Below are 18,845 nucleotides of genomic sequence, written 5' to 3' on the forward strand. Positions count from 1 at the left end.
CATGCCGCTCCTGTCTGGTCTGCTCTTGATGCTCTTTGACTTCCTCGTCAAAGTGTTCCTGAAGTTCTTCGACATCAAAAAGGCGTGGGTGCTGGCGCTGGTGGTGATCACGGTGGGGCTGTTGTATTCCACCTATGCGCTTGTGGTGACATGCATCCAGTCATGCGTGCCGCATATCCCGCTGGCATCGGGGCTGCAACAGTACTTCCAAATGGGCCTCGGGCTGATTTTCAACGGCGTGACCACGGTGGCCATCTCTTGCTGGATCGCTGTGGCGACAGGCGCGTCGCTGTACGTCTGGAAAAAGAAGATTCTTGACCAGTTGATCAAAATGGTCTGAGGGGCATGTCATGCACAAGACGGCGATTCACCTTGCGATAGGCGCTCTGCTCTGCGTGTGGCTGGCTGACATGCTGCTCAAGGCTGCGCGTGCGTGCTCCACCATGGGCGGGCTGTACATGATCGATCAGGCGTCCGGGGCGTCTTGGTGCGTGCCGTATCAAGTGCTCGGTGGCGGGCTGTTGCTGTTGGCGCTGCTGCTCGTGGCGGTGGGCGTGGCGCTGACGTTTTCCAAGGGGGAATGACGATGGATTTCCTTGTGGGGCTTCTGCTCGGGTTGGCCGTGGGTGATGCGAAACCTTCCCCTCCCCTTGCTCCGGGTGAGCAATTGTTTTTGGCGGGGCTGGTTGTTGCGGTGGCGGCAATGGGCGCGGTTGTGATGTTTCGTGCGATGCGGAGGGCAATGCTGTGAGTGACTACGCGCTGACCGTCTGCCGGAATTTCCGTGATGTGTAACGCAAATTGCGAGGGGTGATGATGCGTGATGCTGCTGACAACAAGGCTGGTGAGTTGGATGTAGGCGGAGTGCGCCGCCGTGGTCGTCCTTCAACGGGTAAGGCCATGACTGGCGCCGAACGGCAAGCTGCCTTCCGTGCCCGTCATGGGCTGGTGCCGATGACAGTGCTGCTACCTGCTGAGTTGGTCGCGGCGGTCATTGAGTACATGCGGTTCAAGGACACGACAAAGACGCAGGTCTTTGAAAAGCTGATTCGCTCGCAGTTGCTGCGCAAGCGCTGAGGGCAAACTTTTGCAGGACCTGAGCGCTGGATCTCGACGAGCTGGGCCGAATTTCCGCAGGACCTGCGCACTGGATCTCGACGAGCTGGCGCGAATTTCCGCAGGACCTGTGCGCTGGATCTCGACGAGCTGAGCCAAGGATTGATTGGAGTAGGTATGAGTGACTACGCGCTGACAGGCAAGAAAGGCACCGGCAAAAGTTCAGGCGCGGTGCGACAGATACAGGCGCGCTTGCGTGCAGGTATGCGTGTCGGAACCAACCTGAATATCCACATCGAACACTTGATGCCCGCTCACTCGCGGGCATCGGTCATTCGGCTGCGGGACAAGCCAAGCGCGCATGATCTGTTCTCGCTCGGCTCGGGCAACCCGAAAATCAAGTTCGAGCCGATCATTGACCGCGACCCCAAGAGCAAGACTTATGGCCTATGCATCGGCACGACCGATCCGGTGCTGCTCGATGGCTTTGACGAAAACGAAAACGGGTTGCTGGCGCTGGACGAGATGGGGACGTGGCTGAATTCGCGCTCGTTTCAAGATCCCACGCGGCAGCCGGTGCTGGACTGGCTCGCACATGCGCGTAAGTTCGGCTGGGACGTGTTCTATCTTATGCAACACATCAACCAGGTGGACAAGCAACTGCGCGAGTCCTTCATTGAATACTGCGTGCGCTTCCATCGCCTGGACAAGATCAAGATTCCGGGCGTGTCTGCGGCCACGCGCCTGATTACCGCGGGTCAGTTCAAGGGGCAATTCCCGCGCTTCCATATTGGCGTGATGCGCCTTGGCTGCGATCCCTCCGGCATGGTCGCGGATCGTTGGGTGTTCCGGGGTGGCAACATCCACAAGGCGTATGACACCACGCAGGTTTTCCAAGAGTCCTACCCGCATGGCACGTTCTGCTATCTCTCGCATTGGCACCTTGAGGGTTACAAACATCCTGAGGTGGTGCCGATCGGCTGGCGCGTGGTGCGGTGGGCGCAAAAGTTCGTGCGTCCCTCGGTTGGGTCTTGGTCGATCAAGGATCGGCGGTTAGTTGCACTGGTCTACGCGCGCGAAGGCAACGCTCAGAAGCGTCAAATGCTGTTTGAGGCGCTGGCACGTCAGCAGGGCAAGAAAGACGGCGTGGCGGGCCGTTTGGTGCGTTCTCCGGGCATTCCTAGTGCCTCCACCCTTCCCTCTCTCTCCGATCAAATCTCAATCGTGCGGCGGAGCCTCAAGCGTGGGGCGGCGTGACCGGTGCCGGCCGCAGGCCGGCACCGGGCGCGGCGGCGCGCGCTTACTTGTTTTTAAGAACACATAACGGAACACACACTAGCGCGGCTCTGGCTAGGCAAAGAAAAACCCGGCAACAGCGGCAACTGTCCCGGGCGCGGTCCACAACTCAACTTTGATAGGCAAAGACTATGGACAAAGACATTGTAGGCGATGGCGCCAGATATTGTGCGTATGAAGAGGGCATCACCGTTCGTACGCGTACCTTTGCGGATGGGCAAATTGAGGTTTCAGGGTTCAACACTACCCATTGGAAGACCCAAGACCCGGCGCGCAAGTTCTATGGCATCGATGACCCGCGCGCGCATGCGATGCCTCGGGCAAAGGCCAAGCGGGGCGAGTCGGAAAACCGGGAGGCTTCGGAAGAGGCTTCCGTGCGCCGCGCTCGCCAGAACATCCGTATGAAGTGCAAGCAGATCAGTGCTGACCGGATGCTGACTTTCACCACGCGTAAGAACATCCTGGACAAGAGCGAATTCGCGGCCATCTGGGACACGTTCAGGCGTCTGATGCGCAAGCACAAGGCGTTTTCTTACGTGGCGGTGCCGGAGCCACATCCGGGTCGTGGCGGCTGGCATCTGCATGTGGCGGTGCATGGCCGCGTTGCACAGTGGTTCGCAATTCGTTGCTGGCACAAGGCTGTCGGCGGCAAGATGAATGGCTATGTCCATTTTCCTCGCACGAAAGGCGGTCACTTCGGCAAGGCATGGGATGCGCACTCGCTTGCGGCTTACATTAGCAAGTATCTCGGCAAGGATGTGGAGCGGCGCGAGCTAAACGAAAAGCGGTACTGGGCGTCCAAGGGGATCGCGTTGCCAGAAAAGCAGTACTGGGGTACGTCTATGGCCTACAGTTCGATGTATGACGCGCTCAAGCCTGTGCTGGCGTGGCTGCAAGAGGTTGCTGGCATCGATGATCTGACAGCCCGCATAAATGCGCGTACGGGCTGTTTTTGGCTCGCTACTGGACCTAGATTCTGTGGTCCAGTAATGCCCTTGCCACTGTCAGAATGACAGCGAAGATAAAAAGCCATATCAGGATGGTGGCAACGGGGGAAGGCTTTAGCTGGTAGCCGGTTGGCCGTGGTGGTGGAGTCGGCTTGCCAACTGGCGGCTCGTGTGGAGTTGTTGGTTGGCGCCAGTCAGCATCTCTATGTTCGTTCCATGCTGTGCGCTTGTTATATCGTTCGCGCCACCAGTCTCGATCATAGATTCCCACGGTAACCCCTCCCTCGCTCTTATGCCGCTTCTAGTAGGTCTGGCTGTAAGTGTTCATGGTAACGCTTAATGGCTCGCTTGATGCTGCTGATGTGCGTCCCGTATCGGTAGGCCAGCGCCGTCTTGGTGTAGTTTCCTGTCAGCCAGAAATCGATGCATTCCCGCTCTTGCTTCGGTGTCATCGCTCGATGCCTGCCTAGTTTGACGCCGCGGCTAATGGCTGCCTTCATGCCTGCTCGGGTGCGTTCGCGGATCAGCTCTCGCTCAAACTCTGCGAAGGCGCCGATGATCTGGAAGATCATCTTTCCTGCAGGGGATCGGGTGTCTAGGTGTTCCGTCAGGCTACGGAATTCTGCACCTGCTGCCTCGATGCGCTCGATGATGATAAGCAGGTCCTTGAGGGACCGCGCGATGCGGTCGAGCTTATACACCACTACGGTGTCGCCTGGACGAAGGCGTGACAGCATGAGCTCGAGCTCGGGGCGCTTGTTGGTACTACCCCCTGATTTCTTTTCGGAAAATAAAAAATCGACGCCCGCTGTTCGCAGTGCGTCGATCTGAGAGTGAAACTCTTGTTCTTGGGTGCTAACCCGTGCGTACCCTACCAGCATGACCCTGCGCTTTGTTGTTATGGCGCATCAGTGTAGCTCGCGAGGTACTGAGTTAAGCAGTCTCTTATAAATGGCGGAGAGGGTGGGATTCGAACCCACGGTACCGTCGCCGGTACGCCTGATTTCGAGTCAGGTACATTCGACCACTCTGCCACCTCTCCGGTAACTTGTTGCCGTGTGGCGAAACCAAGATTATAGCCATGTCCGGCCAGCCGATGCAATAGGCTGGCAGCGGATTTTTTCGGTTCGCTTTACAGCTCCGGTTCCAGGCGGGTGATGCCGCCCATGTACGGCTGCAGCGCGGCCGGCACCGTGACCGAGCCGTCTGCGTTCTGGTAGTTCTCAAGGATCGCCACCAGCGTGCGGCCCACGGCCAGCCCGGAGCCGTTGAGGGTGTGCACCAGCTCCGGCTTGCCCTGCCCCGCGCGCATGCGCGCCTGCATGCGGCGCGCCTGGAAGTCGCCCATGTTCGAGCACGAGCTGATCTCGCGGTAGGTGTTCTGCGCGGGGATCCACACTTCGAGGTCGTAGGTCTTGGTGCTGCCGAAGCCCATGTCGCCGGTGCACAGCACGATGGTGCGGAACGGCAGCCCCAGCTTCTTCAGGATTGCCTCGGCGTGGCCGGTCAGTTGTTCCAGCGCCTCGAACGACTGCGCGGCCGGCACCACCTGCACCAGCTCGACCTTGTCGAACTGGTGCTGGCGGATCATGCCGCGCGTGTCCTTGCCGTACGAGCCGGCCTCCGAGCGGAAGCACGGCGTATGCGCGACAAAGCGCAGCGGCAGCTTCTCGCCGGCGACGATGGCGTCGCGCACGATATTGGTCAGCGGCACCTCGGCGGTCGGGATCAGGTAGAAGTTCTCGATGCGCTCGCCGTCTTCGCTGCCGACCTTGCGCGGCACCTTGAACAGGTCTTCCTCGAACTTGGGCAGCTGGCCGGTGCCGCGCATCGAGGCGGCGTTGACCATGTACGGCACGTACATCTCGGTGTAGCCGTGTTCCTGCGTATGAATGTCGAGCATCAGCTGGACCAGCGCGCGGTTCATGCGCGCCAGGCCGCCACGCAGCATCGAGAAGCGCGAACCGGTGACCTTGACCGCGGTGTCGAAGTCCAGGCCCAGCTTCTCGCCCACGTCGACGTGGTCGCGCACGGCGAAATCGAACTGGCGCGGCTCGCCCACGCGGCGCACTTCGACGTTCTGGGTTTCGTCATTGCCCACCGGCACGCTTTCATGCGGCAGGTTGGGGATGGCCAGCATCAGCTCGGCCAGGTGCGCCTGGATCTCGTCCAGCCGCGCGGCCGAGGCCTTGAGCGTGTCGCCGATGCCGCCCACTTCCGCCATCACGGCCGAGGCGTCCTCGCCCTTGCCCTTGAGCATGCCGATCTGCTTGGACAGGCTGTTGCGGCGGGCCTGCAGTTCCTCGGTCTGGGTCTGCAGTTGCTTGCGTTCGGCCTCAAGTGCCTGGAACGCCGCAACGTCGAGTTGGTAGCCGCGCGTGGCAAGGCGTTGCGCCACGGCGTCGATGTCTTTGCGGAACAGCTGGATGTCGAGCATGTTGCTTTGGTGAAGTGCAGGGCCAGCGACATGCCGGCGGACCCGCCATTTTACTGCACCGGCCCCGTCCGGCGCGAACCGGGCGATGCCAGGCCAGAGGGCCGTGTCGCCGGCTCACGCCACCGCTCACTCCCCGCCCTTGCCGCCGTCCTTTGCCTTGGCCACGCGCTGCTCGCGATGCCAGGCGGCATCCAGCTCGCGCAGGTGGCGCAGCTTCTCGGCAATCTTGCCCTCCAGCCCGCGCGGCACCGGCTGGTACCAGTCCTGGGCCTTGAGGTCGTCCGGGAAGTAGTGCTCGCCGGCGGCGTAGGCCTCGGGCTCGTCGTGCGCGTAGCGGTAGGCGTGGCCGTGGCCAAGCTCCTTCATCAGCTTGGTCGGCGCGTTGCGCAGGTGCACCGGCACCGCGCGCGACTTGTCCTTGCCGACGAAGGCGCGAGCCGCGTTGTAGGCGTTGTAGCCGGCGTTGGACTTGGGCGCCACGGCCAGGTAGATCAGGGCCTGGCCCAGCGCCAGCTCGCCCTCGGGCGAGCCAAGGCGCTCATAGGTCTCGGCCGCGTCCAGCGTGATGCGGGCGGCACGGGGATCGGCCAGGCCGATATCCTCCCACGCCATGCGCACGATGCGCCGCGCCAGGTAGCGCGGGTCGGCGCCGCCGTCGATCATGCGGCAGAACCAGTACAGCGCCGCGTCCGGGTCCGAGCCGCGCACGGACTTGTGCAGCGCGCTGATCTGGTCGTAGAAGGCGTCGCCGCCCTTGTCGAAGCGGCGCAGGTTTTCCGACAGCGCGCTGCCCAGCAGCGCGGTATCGATCTGCGCGGCGCGGGCGGTGCGCGCGGCGCGCGCCACGATCTCGATATTGTTCAGCAGCTTGCGCCCGTCGCCATCGGCCGAGGCCACGATCAGCTGCAGCGCTTCATCCTGCCAGCTCAGGTCGCCCGCCTGTGCGCCAAGTTCTTCGCTGGCGCGCAGCGCCAGCTGGGTCAGCTCGGCATCGTCCAGGCTCTTGAGCACATAGACCGCCGCGCGCGACAGCAAGGCGCCGTTGACTTCGAACGAGGGGTTCTCGGTGGTGGCGCCGATAAAGGTGAAGAGCCCGCTTTCCACATGCGGCAGGAAGGCATCCTGCTGGCTCTTGTTGAAGCGATGGACCTCGTCGACGAATACCAGCGTGCGCCGCCCGTGCGCGCGGAACTGCTCGGCGCGCTCGACCGCCTCGCGGATGTCCTTGACCCCCGACAGCACCGCCGACAGCGCGATGAACTCGGCGTCGAAGGCACTGGCCATCAGCCGCGCCAGCGTGGTCTTGCCCACGCCCGGGGGGCCCCACAGGATCATCGAATGCGGCTCGCCGGACTCGAACGCCACGCGCAGCGGCTTGCCCGCACCGAGCAGGTGCTGTTGCCCGATCACCTCGTCGATGGTGCGCGGGCGCAGGCGCTCGGCCAGCGGTTGCCGGGAACGGTCGGGAGTATCGGAAAACAGCGTGTCCGCCACGGTATTCAAGCCTTGTGAATGCAGAACGCCACAGTGTAGACCATCGGCGCCCTGCCCCTGCGTGGCAGGCTAGGCGGCAAATGCCACCACGTCCTCGATCTCGACACGGATGCCGATGCGCTCGCCCACGGCATGGTTGTGGTGGGACGGCACCAGCGCCAGCACGCGGCCGCCGCTGGCCAGGCGCAGCGTGTACAGGATCTCGGCGCCGCGGAAGGCCTTGTGGACCACCTCGGCGCGCATCGGGCTGGCGTCGTCGTGGACGATGTCATCGGGGCGCACCAGCACGTCGACGGCGGCGCCGGCGGGCAGCGCCAGCGGCGCCGCGGGGCGCAGCAGGCCCAGTTCCAGTTCAATCTCCGCGGTCCCGCGCAACCGCCCCGCCATCAGCACGCCCTGCCCGATAAAGCCCGCGACAAAGCGCGATGTCGGCCGGTGGTAGAGGTCGTGCGCGCTGCCCCACTGCTCGATCACCCCGTCGTGCATGACGCCGATCTCGTCGGCCATGGCAAAGGCCTCGTGCTGGTCGTGGGTGACCAGGATCGCGGTGGTGCCCTGCGCCTTCAGGATCGCGCGCACCTCCAGGCTCAGGCGTTCGCGCAGGTCGACGTCGAGGTTGGAGAACGGCTCGTCGAGCAGCAGCAGCTCCGGGCGCGGTGCCAGCGCGCGCGCCAGCGCCACGCGCTGCTGCTGGCCGCCGGACAGCTCATGCGGATACTTGCGGCCCGCGCCGGCCAGTCCGACCAGCTGCAGCACCTCGTCCACGCGCGCCGCGCGCCCGGCGCGGCTGGCCCGCACCAGGCCGAAACCCACGTTGGCCGCCACGTCCAGGTGCGGGAACAGCGCATAGTCCTGGAACACCATGCCGATGCGGCGCTGCTCCGGCGCCAGCATCGCCCCGGACGACGACACGACCTGCCCGTCCAGCACGATGCGGCCATCCTGCAGCGGCTCGAAACCGGCGATGGCGCGCAGCACCGTGGTCTTGCCGCAGCCGCTGGGCCCCAGCAGGCAGGCGATATTGCCGCGCGCCACCGAGAACGACAGCCCCTTGACCACCACATGGCGGCCAAAAGCGTGACGGATCTGGTCGACCTCGATGACAGCGGCGCCAGCGCCAGTGACGTCAGCAACGCCTGCGCGGGTCGCCGGCCGGCTGCGGGCCTGGGCGCCGGGCAAGCGTGAATAGGAATCGGTTCGCATGTGCGCATTATAGGGACGCGGCCGGGGCCGGGAGCGCCTTTCGGGGCAAATGCGTGCCCCACATTGCTAGAATGCGGCAGCCCGCACGCTGTGCGCGGCACTTCCGCCCACTTTCCGACGCATGCTCCTGTCCAGCCGCCGCCGCTTCCATCCCCTGACCCTGGCCACCCTGGTGATGGCGCTGCTGATCGCCGTGCCGGTGCTGGTGATCGCCTCGGCAGTGCTGCTGCCTGCCGGCGACACCTGGCGCCACCTGATCGACACGGTGCTGGCGGAATACGTGCTCAACACCGTCTGGCTGCTGTGCGGCGTCGCCGTGGGCGTATTGCTGCTGGGGGTGACCACCGCCTGGCTGGTATCGACCTACCGTTTCCCGGGCCACGCCGTGATGGAATGGGCGCTGGTCTTGCCGATGGCGATGCCCGCCTACGTGATCGCCTATGCCTACACCGACGCGCTGCAGTTTGCCGGGCCGGTGCAGGGCTGGCTGCGCGAGCTGACCGGCTGGAAGGCGCGCGAGTACTGGTTCCCGGATATCCGCTCGCTGGGCGGCGCCATCGCCCTGTTCTCGCTGGTGCTGTACCCCTACGTCTACCTGACCGCGCGCGCCGCCTTCCTGCAGCAGACCCAGAACACGCTGGAAGCCGCGCGCCTGCTCGGCCACGGCACCTGGAGCCGGCTCTGGCGCGTGGTGCTGCCGCTGGCGCGTCCCGGCATCGTTGCCGGCACCGCGCTGGCGATGATGGAAACGCTGGCCGACTTCGGCACCGTCGCCTACTTTGCCATCCCGACTTTCTCCACCGGCATCTACCGCGCCTGGTTTTCGCTTGGCGACAAGAACGCCGCGGCGCAGCTGTCGGCATGCATGCTGCTGTTCGTCGCCGCCATCCTGCTGATGGAGCGCGCCAGCCGCGGCCGCGCGCAGGTCTACGGCAACCAGCGCCGCGCCGTGGCCTGGACGCTGGACGGCGCGCGCGGCTGGCTGGCGCTGGCTGTATGCATGGTGCCGGTGCTGCTGGGCTTCCTGATTCCCGCGCTGATGCTGTGCCGCATGGCCTTCACCGACGGCGATGCGCAGTTCGGCGCGCGCTTTGTCGGGCTGGTGCGCAACAGCTTCCTGCTGGCCAGCGCCACCGCGCTGGCCGCGGTGACGGTCGCGCTGGCAGTGGGCTACGCCGCGCGCGCGGCCAACGGCAAGCGCAGCTGGCTGATGCGCGGCCTGACGCGGCTGTGCGGCATGGGTTATGCGCTGCCGGGCTCGGTCATTGCCGTGGGCGTGCTGGTGCCGGTGGCGCGGCTAGACAACGCGCTGTCGGCCTGGCTGCAGCAGCAGTTCGGGCTCTCGGTGGGGCTGCTGCTGACCGGCGGCATCGCCGCGCTGGTCTATGCGCTGCTGGTGCGCTTCCTGGGCGTGGCGCTGCAGACCGTCAATGCCGGGCTGGGCAAGATCACGCCCAGCATGGATGCGGCCGCGCGCAGCCTCGGCCACGGCCCCGGCGCCACGCTGCGGCGCGTGCATTTCCCGATGCTGCGCGGCAGCCTGCTGACCGCGGCACTGATCGTCTTTGTCGACGTGATGAAGGAGTTGCCGGCCACCTTCGTGATGCGCCCGTTCAACTTCGACACGCTGGCCGTGCAGGCCTACAACCTCGCTGCCGACGAGCGCCTGACCGAGGCCGCCACCGCCTCGCTGGTGATCGTAGCCGTGGGCCTGCTGCCGGTGATCGTGCTCTCGCGCACGATCCGGCGCGAAGCGCAGCGCTGAGCCTCCCGCGCTTCTTGCCCTAAAGTCGCGCCGCAACGCGCCGATAGCCTTTTATGGCCCGGCGTCCGCCCGGGAGCGAACAGCGGCATGCCTGCCGCGCAAGAACCTATGCTGCGATATCACATCCTGCTGTTCAAGTTGAACCGGCTCAGCCGCAACAAGCTGAGCGGCGTGGAAGAAGTCTCGCTGGCCGGCCAGTTGGCGGAGATGGTCAATTCGGCCGACACGGCCGCGCGCGTCATCGCCGACCTGTTCGATCACGCCAACCCGCAGGTGCGCCGCATCGCGCTCAACGCGATCCGCCGCGCGCGGCAGTTCTCGTCGCCCGAACTGCAGCCCGCGCTGATGCGCCGCATGGCCGATGCCGAAGCGGTGCTGCGCCATGACGCCGTCTGGATCGTGCAGGAAACCCGGATGGATGGCGCCGAACTGCGCGCCGCGCTGCGCCGCCTTGCCGGCAAGGTGCAGCTGCCTTGGGACGCCGAGCGTGCCCGCGCCAATCCCGGCGACATCGCGCTGGCGGCGCAGGTGCGCGCACGCATGGCATTGGACAAGCTGCTGGAAAAGAGTGCGGCGCAGCGCAACCAGGCGCTGGCCGCGATGGCGCTGGGCGGGACGCCAGACCAGCCTTATGCGGAAGGCACGGTCGGACACAAGGGCCTGCTGCACCGGGCGCTGGTACGGCGCCAGGCGGGGCGGCGGCTCAACAGCAGCGTGAAGCTGACGTTCCGCAAGGTCGAGCCGACCGAGGTGACGGGGAACAAGCGGTTCCTGCTGTAGCAAGAACCGCTACTGCAAAGGCCGTGGCGGCTTACTTGAAGCCGGCGCGGTCCACCAGCTTCTGTGCCTGCGGCTGGTACTTGCCCAGTTCGGCCACGTTGATGGTGTCGGACTTGAACGTGCCCAGCGCTTCCAGCGCCGGGTTGCTGACCTTCACGCCCTGCACCACCGGCCACTCGTTGTTGCCGTCGGCAAAGTAGCGCTGAGCCTCGTCGCTGGCCAGGTACTCCAGGAACTTGACCGCCGCTTCCTTGTTGGGCGCATGCTTGAGCATGCCGCCGCCCGAGACGTTCATGTGCACGCCCTGGCTCGACTGGTTCGGCCACAGCACGCCCAGCTTGTCGGCCACGGCTTTGTCTTCCGGCTTGGTCGACTTCAGCAGGCGCGCGATGTAGTAGGTGTTGGCGATGGCCACGTCGCACTCGCCGGCGGCAACCGCCTTGAGCTGGTCGGTGTCGCCGCCCTTGGGCACGCGCGCCAGGTTGGCGGCCACGCCGCGCGCCCACTGCTCGGTGCGTGCCTCGCCATCATGGGCGATCAGGCTGGAGACCAGCGACAGGTTGTAGACATGGCCGCTGGAACGCGTGCAGACCTTGCCCTTCCACTTGGGATCGGCCAAGTCTTCATAGCTGGCGATATCGCCGGCCTTGACCGCGGTCTTGTTGTAGGCGATCACGCGGCCGCGCGCCGAGAAGCCGAACCATTCGCCATTGGGGTCGCGATAGTTGGCCGGGATGCGCGATTCCAGCGCCTTCGACTTTACCGGCGCAAACACGCCAGCCTGCTGGGCGCGCCACAGGCGGCCGATATCCACCGTGATGAACACGTCCGCCGGGCTGTTGGCACCTTCATTGCGGATGCGCTCCAGCAGCGGGTCTTCCTGGCCTTCGATGCGGTTGATCTTGATGCCGGTCTGCTTGGTGAAGTTGGCGTACAGCGCTTCGTCCGTCTGGTAGTGACGCGCGGTGTAGAGGTTGAGCACCTTTTCCTGCGCCGCCGCGGCGAGCGGCAGGGTCAGCAGGGCCAGCGCCGCAGCGCGCGGCAGCAAGGTTCGGATAGTGGTCTTCACGCGGTTGGCTCCCCAGCATGGTTTGGGCAGCCGCCGGGGACCCGAGGCCGCCCGGTTATTGGATTCCGGTCAGCGGGGAACAATATTGATTCTTGTTCAGGCGGTCAAATTACATTTCTGTCATGTTGACGCCCGTTGACCGCTCAATATCAGGGAGATGCCCGCACTAACCTAATCGCCCCTTGTGCGAAGGCGAACCGGCAAGGCGGGCGCCGGATCTCAGCCGCGGCGTACCCAGACCACCTTGCCAGCCTTGACGCCGAGCGCGCGGCGTTGCGGGTTGTAGTCCATGGTGCCGGGGAACTGCTGGCCGTCGCGCTCGCCCAGGCGCCACGCGCAGGCCTGCAGCAGGCCAATGGCCTCGGCCTCGGGCTTGCCGACCAGGGCATCGTCGGCCAGCTTGTCGGCGGCACAGCCCTGCGGCGTGCCACGCGCGCCTTGCGGGCCGGTCGGCGCGGGCGCCGCGCAAGCCGCCAGCAGGGCCCCGCCCGCCGCCAGCATGGCGGACTGGCGCAGCCAACGGCGGATGGTTCGCTTCGCAATCATGTCGTTCTCCTGATGGGTATGGCGAGTATGTGGATGCTGGGACACGCGGCACACCGCGGCGTTCAGCTTCTTTGCACACCGATGTGAAACCTTTGCCAGATTGCCATGTATTGTGCACATTTTCTGTATGGCCTCGGCTTGATCTGGATAAACCGACCTATAACCCAGGCGTGCTATCAGTGAGGAAGCGGGCCGGCAACGTCCCGCACCACTCCACCCACCGCGCGTCCCCCTGCGCCTTCCCTGGGAGCAACGCATGACCGCAATGATGAAAGCCGCCGTTTTTGTCGAGCCTGGCCGGATCGAACTGGCAGACAAGCCAATCCCGGATATCGGCCCCAACGATGCCCTGGTGCGTATCACCACCACCACCATCTGCGGCACCGACGTGCACATCCTCAAGGGTGAGTACCCGGTGGCGAAGGGCCTGACCGTGGGCCATGAGCCCGTCGGCATCATCGAAAAGCTCGGCAGCGCGGTGACGGGATACCGAGAAGGCCAGCGCGTGATCGCCGGCGCAATCTGCCCCAACTTCAACTCCTACGCGGCGCAGGACGGCGTGGCCTCGCAGGATGGCAGCTACCTGATGGCCAGCGGCCAGTGCGGCTGCCACGGCTACAAGGCGACCGCGGGCTGGCGCTTCGGCAACATGATCGACGGTACCCAGGCGGAATACGTGCTGGTGCCCGACGCCCAGGCCAACCTGGCGCCAATCCCCGATGGCCTCACCGACGAGCAGGTGCTGATGTGCCCCGACATCATGTCCACCGGCTTCAAGGGCGCGGAAAACGCCAATATCCGCATCGGCGACACCGTGGCCGTGTTCGCGCAGGGTCCGATCGGGCTATGCGCGACCGCCGGCGCGCGGCTGTGCGGCGCCACCACCATCATCGCCGTCGACGGCAACGACCACCGGCTGGAGATCGCGCGCAAGATGGGCGCGGACGTGGTCCTGAACTTCCGCAACTGCGACGTGGTGGACGAGGTCATGAAGCTGACCGGCGGGCGCGGCGTGGATGCCTCGATCGAGGCACTGGGCACGCAGGCAACCTTCGAGCAGTCGCTGCGCGTGCTCAAGCCCGGCGGCACGCTGTCCAGCCTGGGGGTCTATTCAAGCGACCTGACCATTCCGCTGTCGGCCTTAGCCGCGGGGTTGGGCGACCACAAGATCAATACCGCGCTGTGCCCCGGCGGCAAGGAACGCATGCGGCGGCTGATCAATGTGATCGAGTCGGGGCGGGTCGACCTGGGCGCGCTGGTGACGCACCAGTACAAGCTGGACGACATCGTCGCGGCCTACGACCTGTTCGCCAACCAGCGCGACGGCGTGCTGAAGATCGCCATCAAGCCGCACTGACGGCGGCGCCTCGGGTTCAGCCCTTGGCCCGGGCGGCCAGCGCCTGCATGGCGTCGGCCGGCAGCGGCCCATGGCAGGTGCGCTCGCCGCCGGACTCGCCGACCACCAGCCATACCTGGTCCGGCTGGCCCTTCGGATGCAACAGCCAGGCCGGGCCGCGCGCATTGCTGCTGGGCGGCAGGTCTTCCAGCACGCCGGTGCTGGCCGACTGCAGCATCACCGCGCACTCGGTGGCGGGCACGCGCGTGGCCTTGAGGAAGCCCGGATTGCCCAGCACTTCGGGCAATCCCGAGTCCGGTGCGCGCAGGAAGGAATCGACATCGAACTTGCTGGCGCCGCCGCCGCTGCTGGCACATGCCGCCGTCAGCAGCGCGCCGGCACTGGCCAGCAACACGGCGCGCTGGCCGCGCCGGGAACGGATGGTGACTGCGGGACCTTCCTGCGGATCGTTCATGGCGGGCCTCACTGCTTCATCACATCGGCGCCCTTGGGCACCGTGAACCGGAATGCATCGGCCGCCAGCGGCGGGTTCTTCTGCATGCCCGTGAAGGTCAGCAGGGTGGTGTTGCCGAACGCGTCGCGCAGTTCCATGGCTTCAAGATTGCCGGCCTTGAAGCCGATGCCGATGCGCTCGAACTGCGTGTCCTTGGCCTTGGGCGTCAGCTCCAGCCACTCTACGCCGTCGCGGGTCGGGCCGTTCTTGACCATGAAGTTCTTTTCCAGGTCGTTGCTGCCGAACAGGATCGCCGCCGGGCTGGAGCCGAGTGCACCGTCGAGCTTGCGCTCGGTGACCTGGTTCAGGTCCTTGTCGTAGATGTACAGGGTCTGGCCGTCGGCCTGCAGCAGCTGGTCGTAGGGCTTGGTATAGCGCCAGGTGAACTTGCCCGGGCGCGAGAACACAAAGGTGCCGCTGGAGGTGCCGGTCACCTTGCCGTTGGCGCCCTGCCCCTTGACCTGGCGCTGCGTGAACTCGCCGCGCGCGCTCTTCACGCCGGTGACAAAGCTCTGCAACTGGTCAGTGGCTGCGGCATGGGCCGGCGCCTGGATGGCAAACATCGCCAGCGCGGCGCAGGCCGACACGATGATGCGGTTGCGCATGGTTCGGGTCCTGGTAGTTGTAGGGTGCGTTGCCTGCGCCGCGTCGGGCGCTGGCAACCTGTCCTTTTAGAGCCGCCGGCAGCCCGGGGATTCCGCGCGCCGCAAGCCGGCGGGTAACCGGATATTACGAAGGCTGCGCGAGCGGCGCTCAGTCATCTTCGCGGGCGGCACCGCCACCCTGCACCAGGATGTCGCGGTTGCCATTGCCCGACATGGCCGAGACCATGCCGGCCTTTTCCATGTCCTCCAGCAGCCGCGCGGCACGGTTGTAGCCGATGCGCAGGTGGCGCTGCACCAGCGAGATCGACGCGCGCCGGTTCTTCAGCACCACCTCGACCGCCTGGTCGTACAGCGGATCGGCCTCGCCGCCGCCACCGCCAATGCCGGCACCGCCGCCAAACCCGTCGCCACCGCCGGCGTCATCGGTCAGGCCGCCCTCGAGGATGCCCTCGATGTAGTTGGCTTCGCCGGATTCCTTGAGCTTTTCCACCACGCGGTGGACTTCCTCGTCCGAGACAAAGGCGCCGTGCACGCGCACCGGCAGGCCGGTGCCCGGCGCCAGGTAGAGCATGTCGCCCATGCCCAGCAGCGCTTCGGCGCCCTGCTGGTCGAGGATGGTGCGCGAGTCGATCTTGCTGCTGACCTGGAACGCGATCCGGGTCGGCACGTTGGCCTTGATCAGGCCGGTGATCACGTCCACCGACGGGCGCTGCGTGGCCAGCACCAGGTGCAGGCCGGCCGCGCGCGCCTTCTGCGCGATGCGGGCGATCAGCTCTTCCACCTTCTTGCCGACCACCATCATCAGGTCGGCCAGCTCGTCGATGACGATGACGATGGTGGGCAGCCGGTCCAGCGGCTCCGGGGCGTCCGGGGTCAGGCTGAACGGGTTGGGGATCTTTTCTTCGCGGGCCGCGGCCTCGTCGATCTTCTTGTTGTAGCCGGCCAGGTTGCGCACGCCCAGCTTGCTCATCAGCTTGTAGCGGCGCTCCATCTCGCCGACCGCCCAGTTCAGGGCATTGCCGGCCTGGCGCATGTCGGTCACCACCGGGCACAGCAGGTGCGGGATGCCCTCGTAGACGCTCATTTCGAGCATCTTCGGGTCGATCAGGATCAGGCGTACGCTTTCCGCCTTGGCCTTGTACAGCAGCGACAGGATCATCGCGTTGATGCCGACCGACTTGCCCGAGCCGGTGGTGCCGGCCACCATGCAGTGCGGCATGCGGGCCAGGTCGGCCACCATCGGCTTGCCGGCGATGTCCTTGCCCAGCGCCATGGTCAGGCTGGACGAACTCTCGTTGTAGACCTGCGAGCCGAGGATTTCCGACAGGCGCACGGTCTGGCGCTTCGGGTTGGGCAGCTCCAGCCCCATGTAGTTCTTGCCCGGGATGGTCTCGACCACGCGGATCGACACCAGCGACAGCGAGCGCGCCAGGTCGCGCGCCAGGTTCACCACCTGGCTGCCCTTGACGCCGGTGGCCGGCTCGATCTCATACCGCGTGATAACCGGGCCCGGGTAGGCCGCCACCACCTTGACCTCGACGCCGAAGTCCTTGAGCTTTTTCTCGATCAGGCGCGAGGTGAACTCCAGGGTCTCGGCGCTGACAGTTTCCTGGTGCGGCGGGATCGGGTCCAGCAGCGACAGCGGCGGCAGGTCCGAGTCCTGGATATCGGCAAACAGCGGCTGCTGCTTCTCGCGCTCGACGCGCTCATGCTTGGGCACCGCCTGCGGGCGCACGATCTGCACCGGCGCCGCCTCTTCGATGCGCACGCGCTGCACCTCGACGGTTTCCTTGCGCTCGGTCTTGGCGGCCTCGCCGATGATGCGGTCCTGCTTGCTCTCGCGGCGGGCCTTGAAGCCCAGGAACAGGGTCTCGACAAAGCCGCCGACGTGCTCGGCCACGGTCAGCCAGGAGAAATGGAAGAACAGCGACAGCCCGATCGCCAGCAGCAGCAACAGCAGCAGGGTCGCGCCGGTGAAGCCCAGCGCCACCTGCAGCCAGCCGCCCAGCAGGTCGCCCAGCACCCCGCCCGGCGCGCGCGGCAGCGCGGCGCGCAGCGGGTACATGCGGATCGCCTCCAGGCCCATGCTGGAGAACAGGGTCAGCCCGAAGCCGATCCAGCTGACGGTCACGCCCTGGCGGTGCAGGCCGGGATCCGCGCGCTCGGGCAGCTCGGCAGTCAGCGTGCGCCAGCCGCGCCAGCAGCGGCGCACCAGCAGCACCGCCAGCCAGTAGGCGGAAAAGCCGAAGATGAAGAACAGCACGTCGGCCACCCAGGCGCCGACGCGCCCGCCCAGGTTGTGGATATCGGCCACCTGGTTGGCATGCGACCAGCCGGGATCGGTCTTGCTGTAGCTGGCCAGCACGCACAGGAAACCCAGCGTGACGGCAAGCAGCAGGAACCAGCGGACCTCTCCCAGCAGTTTGCCGATGCGGGATGGCAAGGCTGAGGGATCGGTGCGGGTGGTCGTGGTAGCTCGGGCCATGCCTGGTTAAGACTCGCGTGTAAGGTGATTCCGGACGTGTTTCGGGCCGATGCCGGCAGCGGTCAGTGGTCGCTCACCAGGTGACTGACGGTCATCGTGGCGGCCATTTTAACGTGGCCCGAGACTATCGCACTCATTGGAATTTGCAACAGTGAGCAAATGCGGCTCCTCTTATAATGTCGCTTTCGAGCAATGCCGGTGGGCAGCATGCCGCACCGGCCACAGGAACGCATCATGGCAAAACACGCAAAAGTGCTGATTCTCGGTTCTGGTCCCGCCGGCTATACCGCCGCGGTCTACGCGGCCCGCGCCAACCTGGAACCGGTGCTGATCACCGGCCTGGCACAGGGCGGTCAGCTGATGACCACCACGGACGTCGAGAACTGGCCGGGCGATGCCAAGGGCGTCCAGGGTCCTGAACTGATGCAGCGCCTGCTGGCGCACGCCGAGGAATTCAAGACCGAAATCATCTTCGATCACATCCACACCGCCAAGCTGGTGGACGACAACGGCCAGCCGGCCCGCCCCTTCCGCCTGATCGGCGACGCCGGTGAATATACGTGCGACGCGCTGATCATCGCCACCGGCGCCTCGGCGCAGTACCTGGGCCTGCCGTCCGAAGAGTCCTTCATGGGCCGCGGCGTGTCGGCCTGCGCCACCTGCGACGGCTTCTTCTACAAGAACCAGGAAGTGGCCGTGGTCGGCGGCGGCAACACCGCCGTGGAAGAGGCGCTGTACCTGTCGCATATCGCCAGCAAGGTCACCGTGATCCACCGCCGCGACAGCTTCCGCGCCGAGCCGATCCTGGTCGACCGCCTGCTGCAGCGTGAAAAGGAAGGCCGCGTGGTGATCCGCTACGACAGCGTGCTGGACGAGGTGCTGGGCGACGAATCCGGCGTGACCGGCATCCGCGTGCGCGGCACCAAGACCGGCCAGGCCGAGGACCTGAAGCTGGCGGGCGTGTTCATCGCCATCGGCCACAAGCCCAACACCGACCTGTTCGAAGGCCAGCTGGCCATGGAAAACGGCTACCTGGTGACCAAGTCGGGCCTGCAGGGCGACGCCACCGCCACCAGCGTGCCGGGCGTGTTTGCCGCCGGCGACGTGCAGGACCATGTCTACCGCCAGGCTATCACCAGCGCCGGCACCGGCTGCATGGCCGCGCTGGATGCCCAGCGCTTTGTCGAAGCCCTGAAGTAAGCACCGCCCCCTCCGCCGGCCGGGCCGCCACGGCCCGCCGGCGCGTCCCCCTGCGGCATCTCCTGCCGCCCCGCCAGTCGATATAATCTGCGCCGAGCCCCCGGAGATTTTT

The 18,845-nt window shown here is 65.7% G+C and carries 19 protein-coding genes and 1 tRNA gene; 10 read left to right on the forward strand and 10 right to left on the reverse strand.

Annotated elements, in window-relative coordinates; translation table 11 throughout:
* Nucleotide 1: 1 nt before the first annotated feature.
* The 6 genes from AC3WVS_RS03890 to AC3WVS_RS03915 all read left to right on the forward strand — a co-directional run bounded on the left by AC3WVS_RS03890 (nt 2) and on the right by AC3WVS_RS03915 (nt 3,365).
* Nucleotides 2-340 carry a hypothetical protein gene (locus AC3WVS_RS03890; protein WP_492317477.1) on the forward strand — a complete coding sequence of 113 codons (339 nt, stop codon included), beginning with the start codon at nt 2-4 and terminating at the stop codon, nt 338-340.
* Nucleotides 341-350: 10 nt separating this feature from the next.
* Nucleotides 351-584 carry a hypothetical protein gene (locus AC3WVS_RS03895; protein ID WP_492317478.1) on the forward strand — a complete coding sequence of 78 codons (234 nt, stop codon included), beginning with the start codon at nt 351-353 and terminating at the stop codon, nt 582-584.
* Nucleotides 585-586: 2 nt separating this feature from the next.
* A complete protein-coding gene (locus AC3WVS_RS03900) occupies nt 587-751 on the forward strand; it encodes a hypothetical protein (protein WP_492317479.1) in 165 nt (54 codons plus the stop codon).
* A gap of 62 nt (nt 752-813) precedes the next feature.
* On the forward strand, nt 814-1,077 hold the full coding sequence (locus AC3WVS_RS03905; protein WP_492317480.1) for a hypothetical protein: 264 nt from the start codon (nt 814-816) through the stop codon (nt 1,075-1,077).
* A gap of 156 nt (nt 1,078-1,233) precedes the next feature.
* Nucleotides 1,234-2,313: a zonular occludens toxin domain-containing protein gene (locus AC3WVS_RS03910; RefSeq protein ID WP_492317481.1), complete on the forward strand. Its 1,080-nt coding sequence runs from the start codon at nt 1,234-1,236 to the stop codon at nt 2,311-2,313.
* A 170-nt stretch (nt 2,314-2,483) separates the two neighbouring features.
* A complete protein-coding gene (locus AC3WVS_RS03915) occupies nt 2,484-3,365 on the forward strand; it encodes a rolling circle replication-associated protein (protein WP_492317482.1) in 882 nt (293 codons plus the stop codon).
* A 224-nt stretch (nt 3,366-3,589) separates the two neighbouring features.
* On the opposite strand, the gene AC3WVS_RS03920 is transcribed toward AC3WVS_RS03915, so the two are convergent.
* The 5 genes from AC3WVS_RS03920 to AC3WVS_RS03940 form a co-directional block, all read right to left on the reverse strand.
* A complete protein-coding gene (locus AC3WVS_RS03920; protein ID WP_492317483.1) occupies nt 3,590-4,180 on the reverse strand; it encodes a recombinase family protein in 591 nt (196 codons plus the stop codon).
* Between the two features lie 71 nt (nt 4,181-4,251).
* Nucleotides 4,252-4,341: transfer RNA gene (locus AC3WVS_RS03925), tRNA-Ser, on the reverse strand.
* A gap of 90 nt (nt 4,342-4,431) precedes the next feature.
* Nucleotides 4,432-5,736 (reverse strand): serine--tRNA ligase, encoded by a 1,305-nt coding sequence (serS, locus tag AC3WVS_RS03930; RefSeq protein WP_492317484.1) that lies wholly within the window; start codon nt 5,734-5,736, stop codon nt 4,432-4,434.
* 126 nt (nt 5,737-5,862) lie between these two features.
* Complete coding sequence (locus tag AC3WVS_RS03935) at nt 5,863-7,230, reverse strand: replication-associated recombination protein A (RefSeq protein WP_492317685.1); 1,368 nt, start codon at nt 7,228-7,230, stop codon at nt 5,863-5,865.
* Between the two features lie 69 nt (nt 7,231-7,299).
* Nucleotides 7,300-8,433 carry an ABC transporter ATP-binding protein gene (locus AC3WVS_RS03940; protein WP_492317485.1) on the reverse strand — a complete coding sequence of 378 codons (1,134 nt, stop codon included), beginning with the start codon at nt 8,431-8,433 and terminating at the stop codon, nt 7,300-7,302.
* Between the two features lie 121 nt (nt 8,434-8,554).
* Here AC3WVS_RS03940 and AC3WVS_RS03945 point away from each other — a divergent pair, with 121 nt between their 5' ends.
* Nucleotides 8,555-10,198, forward strand: a complete 1,644-nt coding sequence (locus AC3WVS_RS03945) for an ABC transporter permease (RefSeq protein WP_010812991.1) — start codon at nt 8,555-8,557, stop codon at nt 10,196-10,198.
* Nucleotides 10,199-10,306: 108 nt separating this feature from the next.
* A complete protein-coding gene (locus tag AC3WVS_RS03950; protein WP_492317486.1) occupies nt 10,307-10,978 on the forward strand; it encodes a hypothetical protein in 672 nt (223 codons plus the stop codon).
* A gap of 31 nt (nt 10,979-11,009) precedes the next feature.
* Here AC3WVS_RS03950 and AC3WVS_RS03955 read toward each other — a convergent pair whose 3' ends face one another.
* Nucleotides 11,010-12,047 (reverse strand): Fe(3+) ABC transporter substrate-binding protein, encoded by a 1,038-nt coding sequence (locus AC3WVS_RS03955; protein WP_340523034.1) that lies wholly within the window; start codon nt 12,045-12,047, stop codon nt 11,010-11,012.
* A 219-nt stretch (nt 12,048-12,266) separates the two neighbouring features.
* Entirely contained in the window at nt 12,267-12,593 is a 327-nt protein-coding gene (locus AC3WVS_RS03960; protein ID WP_492317487.1) for a hypothetical protein, read from the reverse strand.
* A gap of 256 nt (nt 12,594-12,849) precedes the next feature.
* Here AC3WVS_RS03960 and AC3WVS_RS03965 point away from each other — a divergent pair, with 256 nt between their 5' ends.
* Complete coding sequence (locus AC3WVS_RS03965; protein WP_492317488.1) at nt 12,850-13,950, forward strand: NAD(P)-dependent alcohol dehydrogenase; 1,101 nt, start codon at nt 12,850-12,852, stop codon at nt 13,948-13,950.
* 16 nt (nt 13,951-13,966) lie between these two features.
* Here AC3WVS_RS03965 and AC3WVS_RS03970 read toward each other — a convergent pair whose 3' ends face one another.
* From AC3WVS_RS03970 to AC3WVS_RS03980, 3 genes are all read right to left on the reverse strand, one after another.
* A complete protein-coding gene (locus AC3WVS_RS03970; RefSeq protein WP_492317489.1) occupies nt 13,967-14,404 on the reverse strand; it encodes a hypothetical protein in 438 nt (145 codons plus the stop codon).
* Nucleotides 14,405-14,412: 8 nt separating this feature from the next.
* Nucleotides 14,413-15,048, reverse strand: coding sequence for an outer membrane lipoprotein chaperone LolA (gene lolA / locus AC3WVS_RS03975; RefSeq protein WP_492317490.1), 636 nt, complete (start codon nt 15,046-15,048; stop codon nt 14,413-14,415).
* Between the two features lie 148 nt (nt 15,049-15,196).
* Entirely contained in the window at nt 15,197-17,533 is a 2,337-nt protein-coding gene (locus AC3WVS_RS03980) for a DNA translocase FtsK (RefSeq protein ID WP_492317491.1), read from the reverse strand.
* 234 nt (nt 17,534-17,767) lie between these two features.
* On the opposite strand from AC3WVS_RS03980, the gene trxB reads away from it, so the two are divergent.
* Nucleotides 17,768-18,733 carry a thioredoxin-disulfide reductase gene (trxB, locus tag AC3WVS_RS03985; protein WP_010813000.1) on the forward strand — a complete coding sequence of 322 codons (966 nt, stop codon included), beginning with the start codon at nt 17,768-17,770 and terminating at the stop codon, nt 18,731-18,733.
* The last annotated feature ends 112 nt before the right edge of the window (nt 18,734-18,845 follow it).

The sequence above is a fragment of the Cupriavidus sp. CPT47-8839-RL05A genome, from assembly GCF_058792255.1.

What these genes read in the sequence shown, in the direction of transcription:
- AC3WVS_RS03890 (WP_492317477.1), top strand. Translation starts at nt 2, where the DNA reads ATGCCGCTCCTGTCTGGTCTGCTCTTGATGCTCTTTGACTTCCTCGTC.
- AC3WVS_RS03895 (WP_492317478.1), top strand. Translation starts at nt 351, where the DNA reads ATGCACAAGACGGCGATTCACCTTGCGATAGGCGCTCTGCTCTGCGTG.
- AC3WVS_RS03900 (WP_492317479.1), top strand. Translation starts at nt 587, where the DNA reads ATGGATTTCCTTGTGGGGCTTCTGCTCGGGTTGGCCGTGGGTGATGCG.
- AC3WVS_RS03905 (WP_492317480.1), top strand. Translation starts at nt 814, where the DNA reads ATGATGCGTGATGCTGCTGACAACAAGGCTGGTGAGTTGGATGTAGGC.
- AC3WVS_RS03910 (WP_492317481.1), top strand. Translation starts at nt 1,234, where the DNA reads ATGAGTGACTACGCGCTGACAGGCAAGAAAGGCACCGGCAAAAGTTCA.
- AC3WVS_RS03915 (WP_492317482.1), top strand. Translation starts at nt 2,484, where the DNA reads ATGGACAAAGACATTGTAGGCGATGGCGCCAGATATTGTGCGTATGAA.
- AC3WVS_RS03920 (WP_492317483.1), bottom strand. Translation starts at nt 4,180, where the DNA reads ATGCTGGTAGGGTACGCACGGGTTAGCACCCAAGAACAAGAGTTTCAC.
- serS (WP_492317484.1), bottom strand. Translation starts at nt 5,736, where the DNA reads ATGCTCGACATCCAGCTGTTCCGCAAAGACATCGACGCCGTGGCGCAA.
- AC3WVS_RS03940 (WP_492317485.1), bottom strand. Translation starts at nt 8,433, where the DNA reads ATGCGAACCGATTCCTATTCACGCTTGCCCGGCGCCCAGGCCCGCAGC.
- AC3WVS_RS03945 (WP_010812991.1), top strand. Translation starts at nt 8,555, where the DNA reads ATGCTCCTGTCCAGCCGCCGCCGCTTCCATCCCCTGACCCTGGCCACC.
- AC3WVS_RS03950 (WP_492317486.1), top strand. Translation starts at nt 10,307, where the DNA reads ATGCTGCGATATCACATCCTGCTGTTCAAGTTGAACCGGCTCAGCCGC.
- AC3WVS_RS03960 (WP_492317487.1), bottom strand. Translation starts at nt 12,593, where the DNA reads ATGATTGCGAAGCGAACCATCCGCCGTTGGCTGCGCCAGTCCGCCATG.
- AC3WVS_RS03965 (WP_492317488.1), top strand. Translation starts at nt 12,850, where the DNA reads ATGACCGCAATGATGAAAGCCGCCGTTTTTGTCGAGCCTGGCCGGATC.
- AC3WVS_RS03970 (WP_492317489.1), bottom strand. Translation starts at nt 14,404, where the DNA reads ATGAACGATCCGCAGGAAGGTCCCGCAGTCACCATCCGTTCCCGGCGC.
- lolA (WP_492317490.1), bottom strand. Translation starts at nt 15,048, where the DNA reads ATGCGCAACCGCATCATCGTGTCGGCCTGCGCCGCGCTGGCGATGTTT.
- AC3WVS_RS03980 (WP_492317491.1), bottom strand. Translation starts at nt 17,533, where the DNA reads ATGGCCCGAGCTACCACGACCACCCGCACCGATCCCTCAGCCTTGCCA.
- trxB (WP_010813000.1), top strand. Translation starts at nt 17,768, where the DNA reads ATGGCAAAACACGCAAAAGTGCTGATTCTCGGTTCTGGTCCCGCCGGC.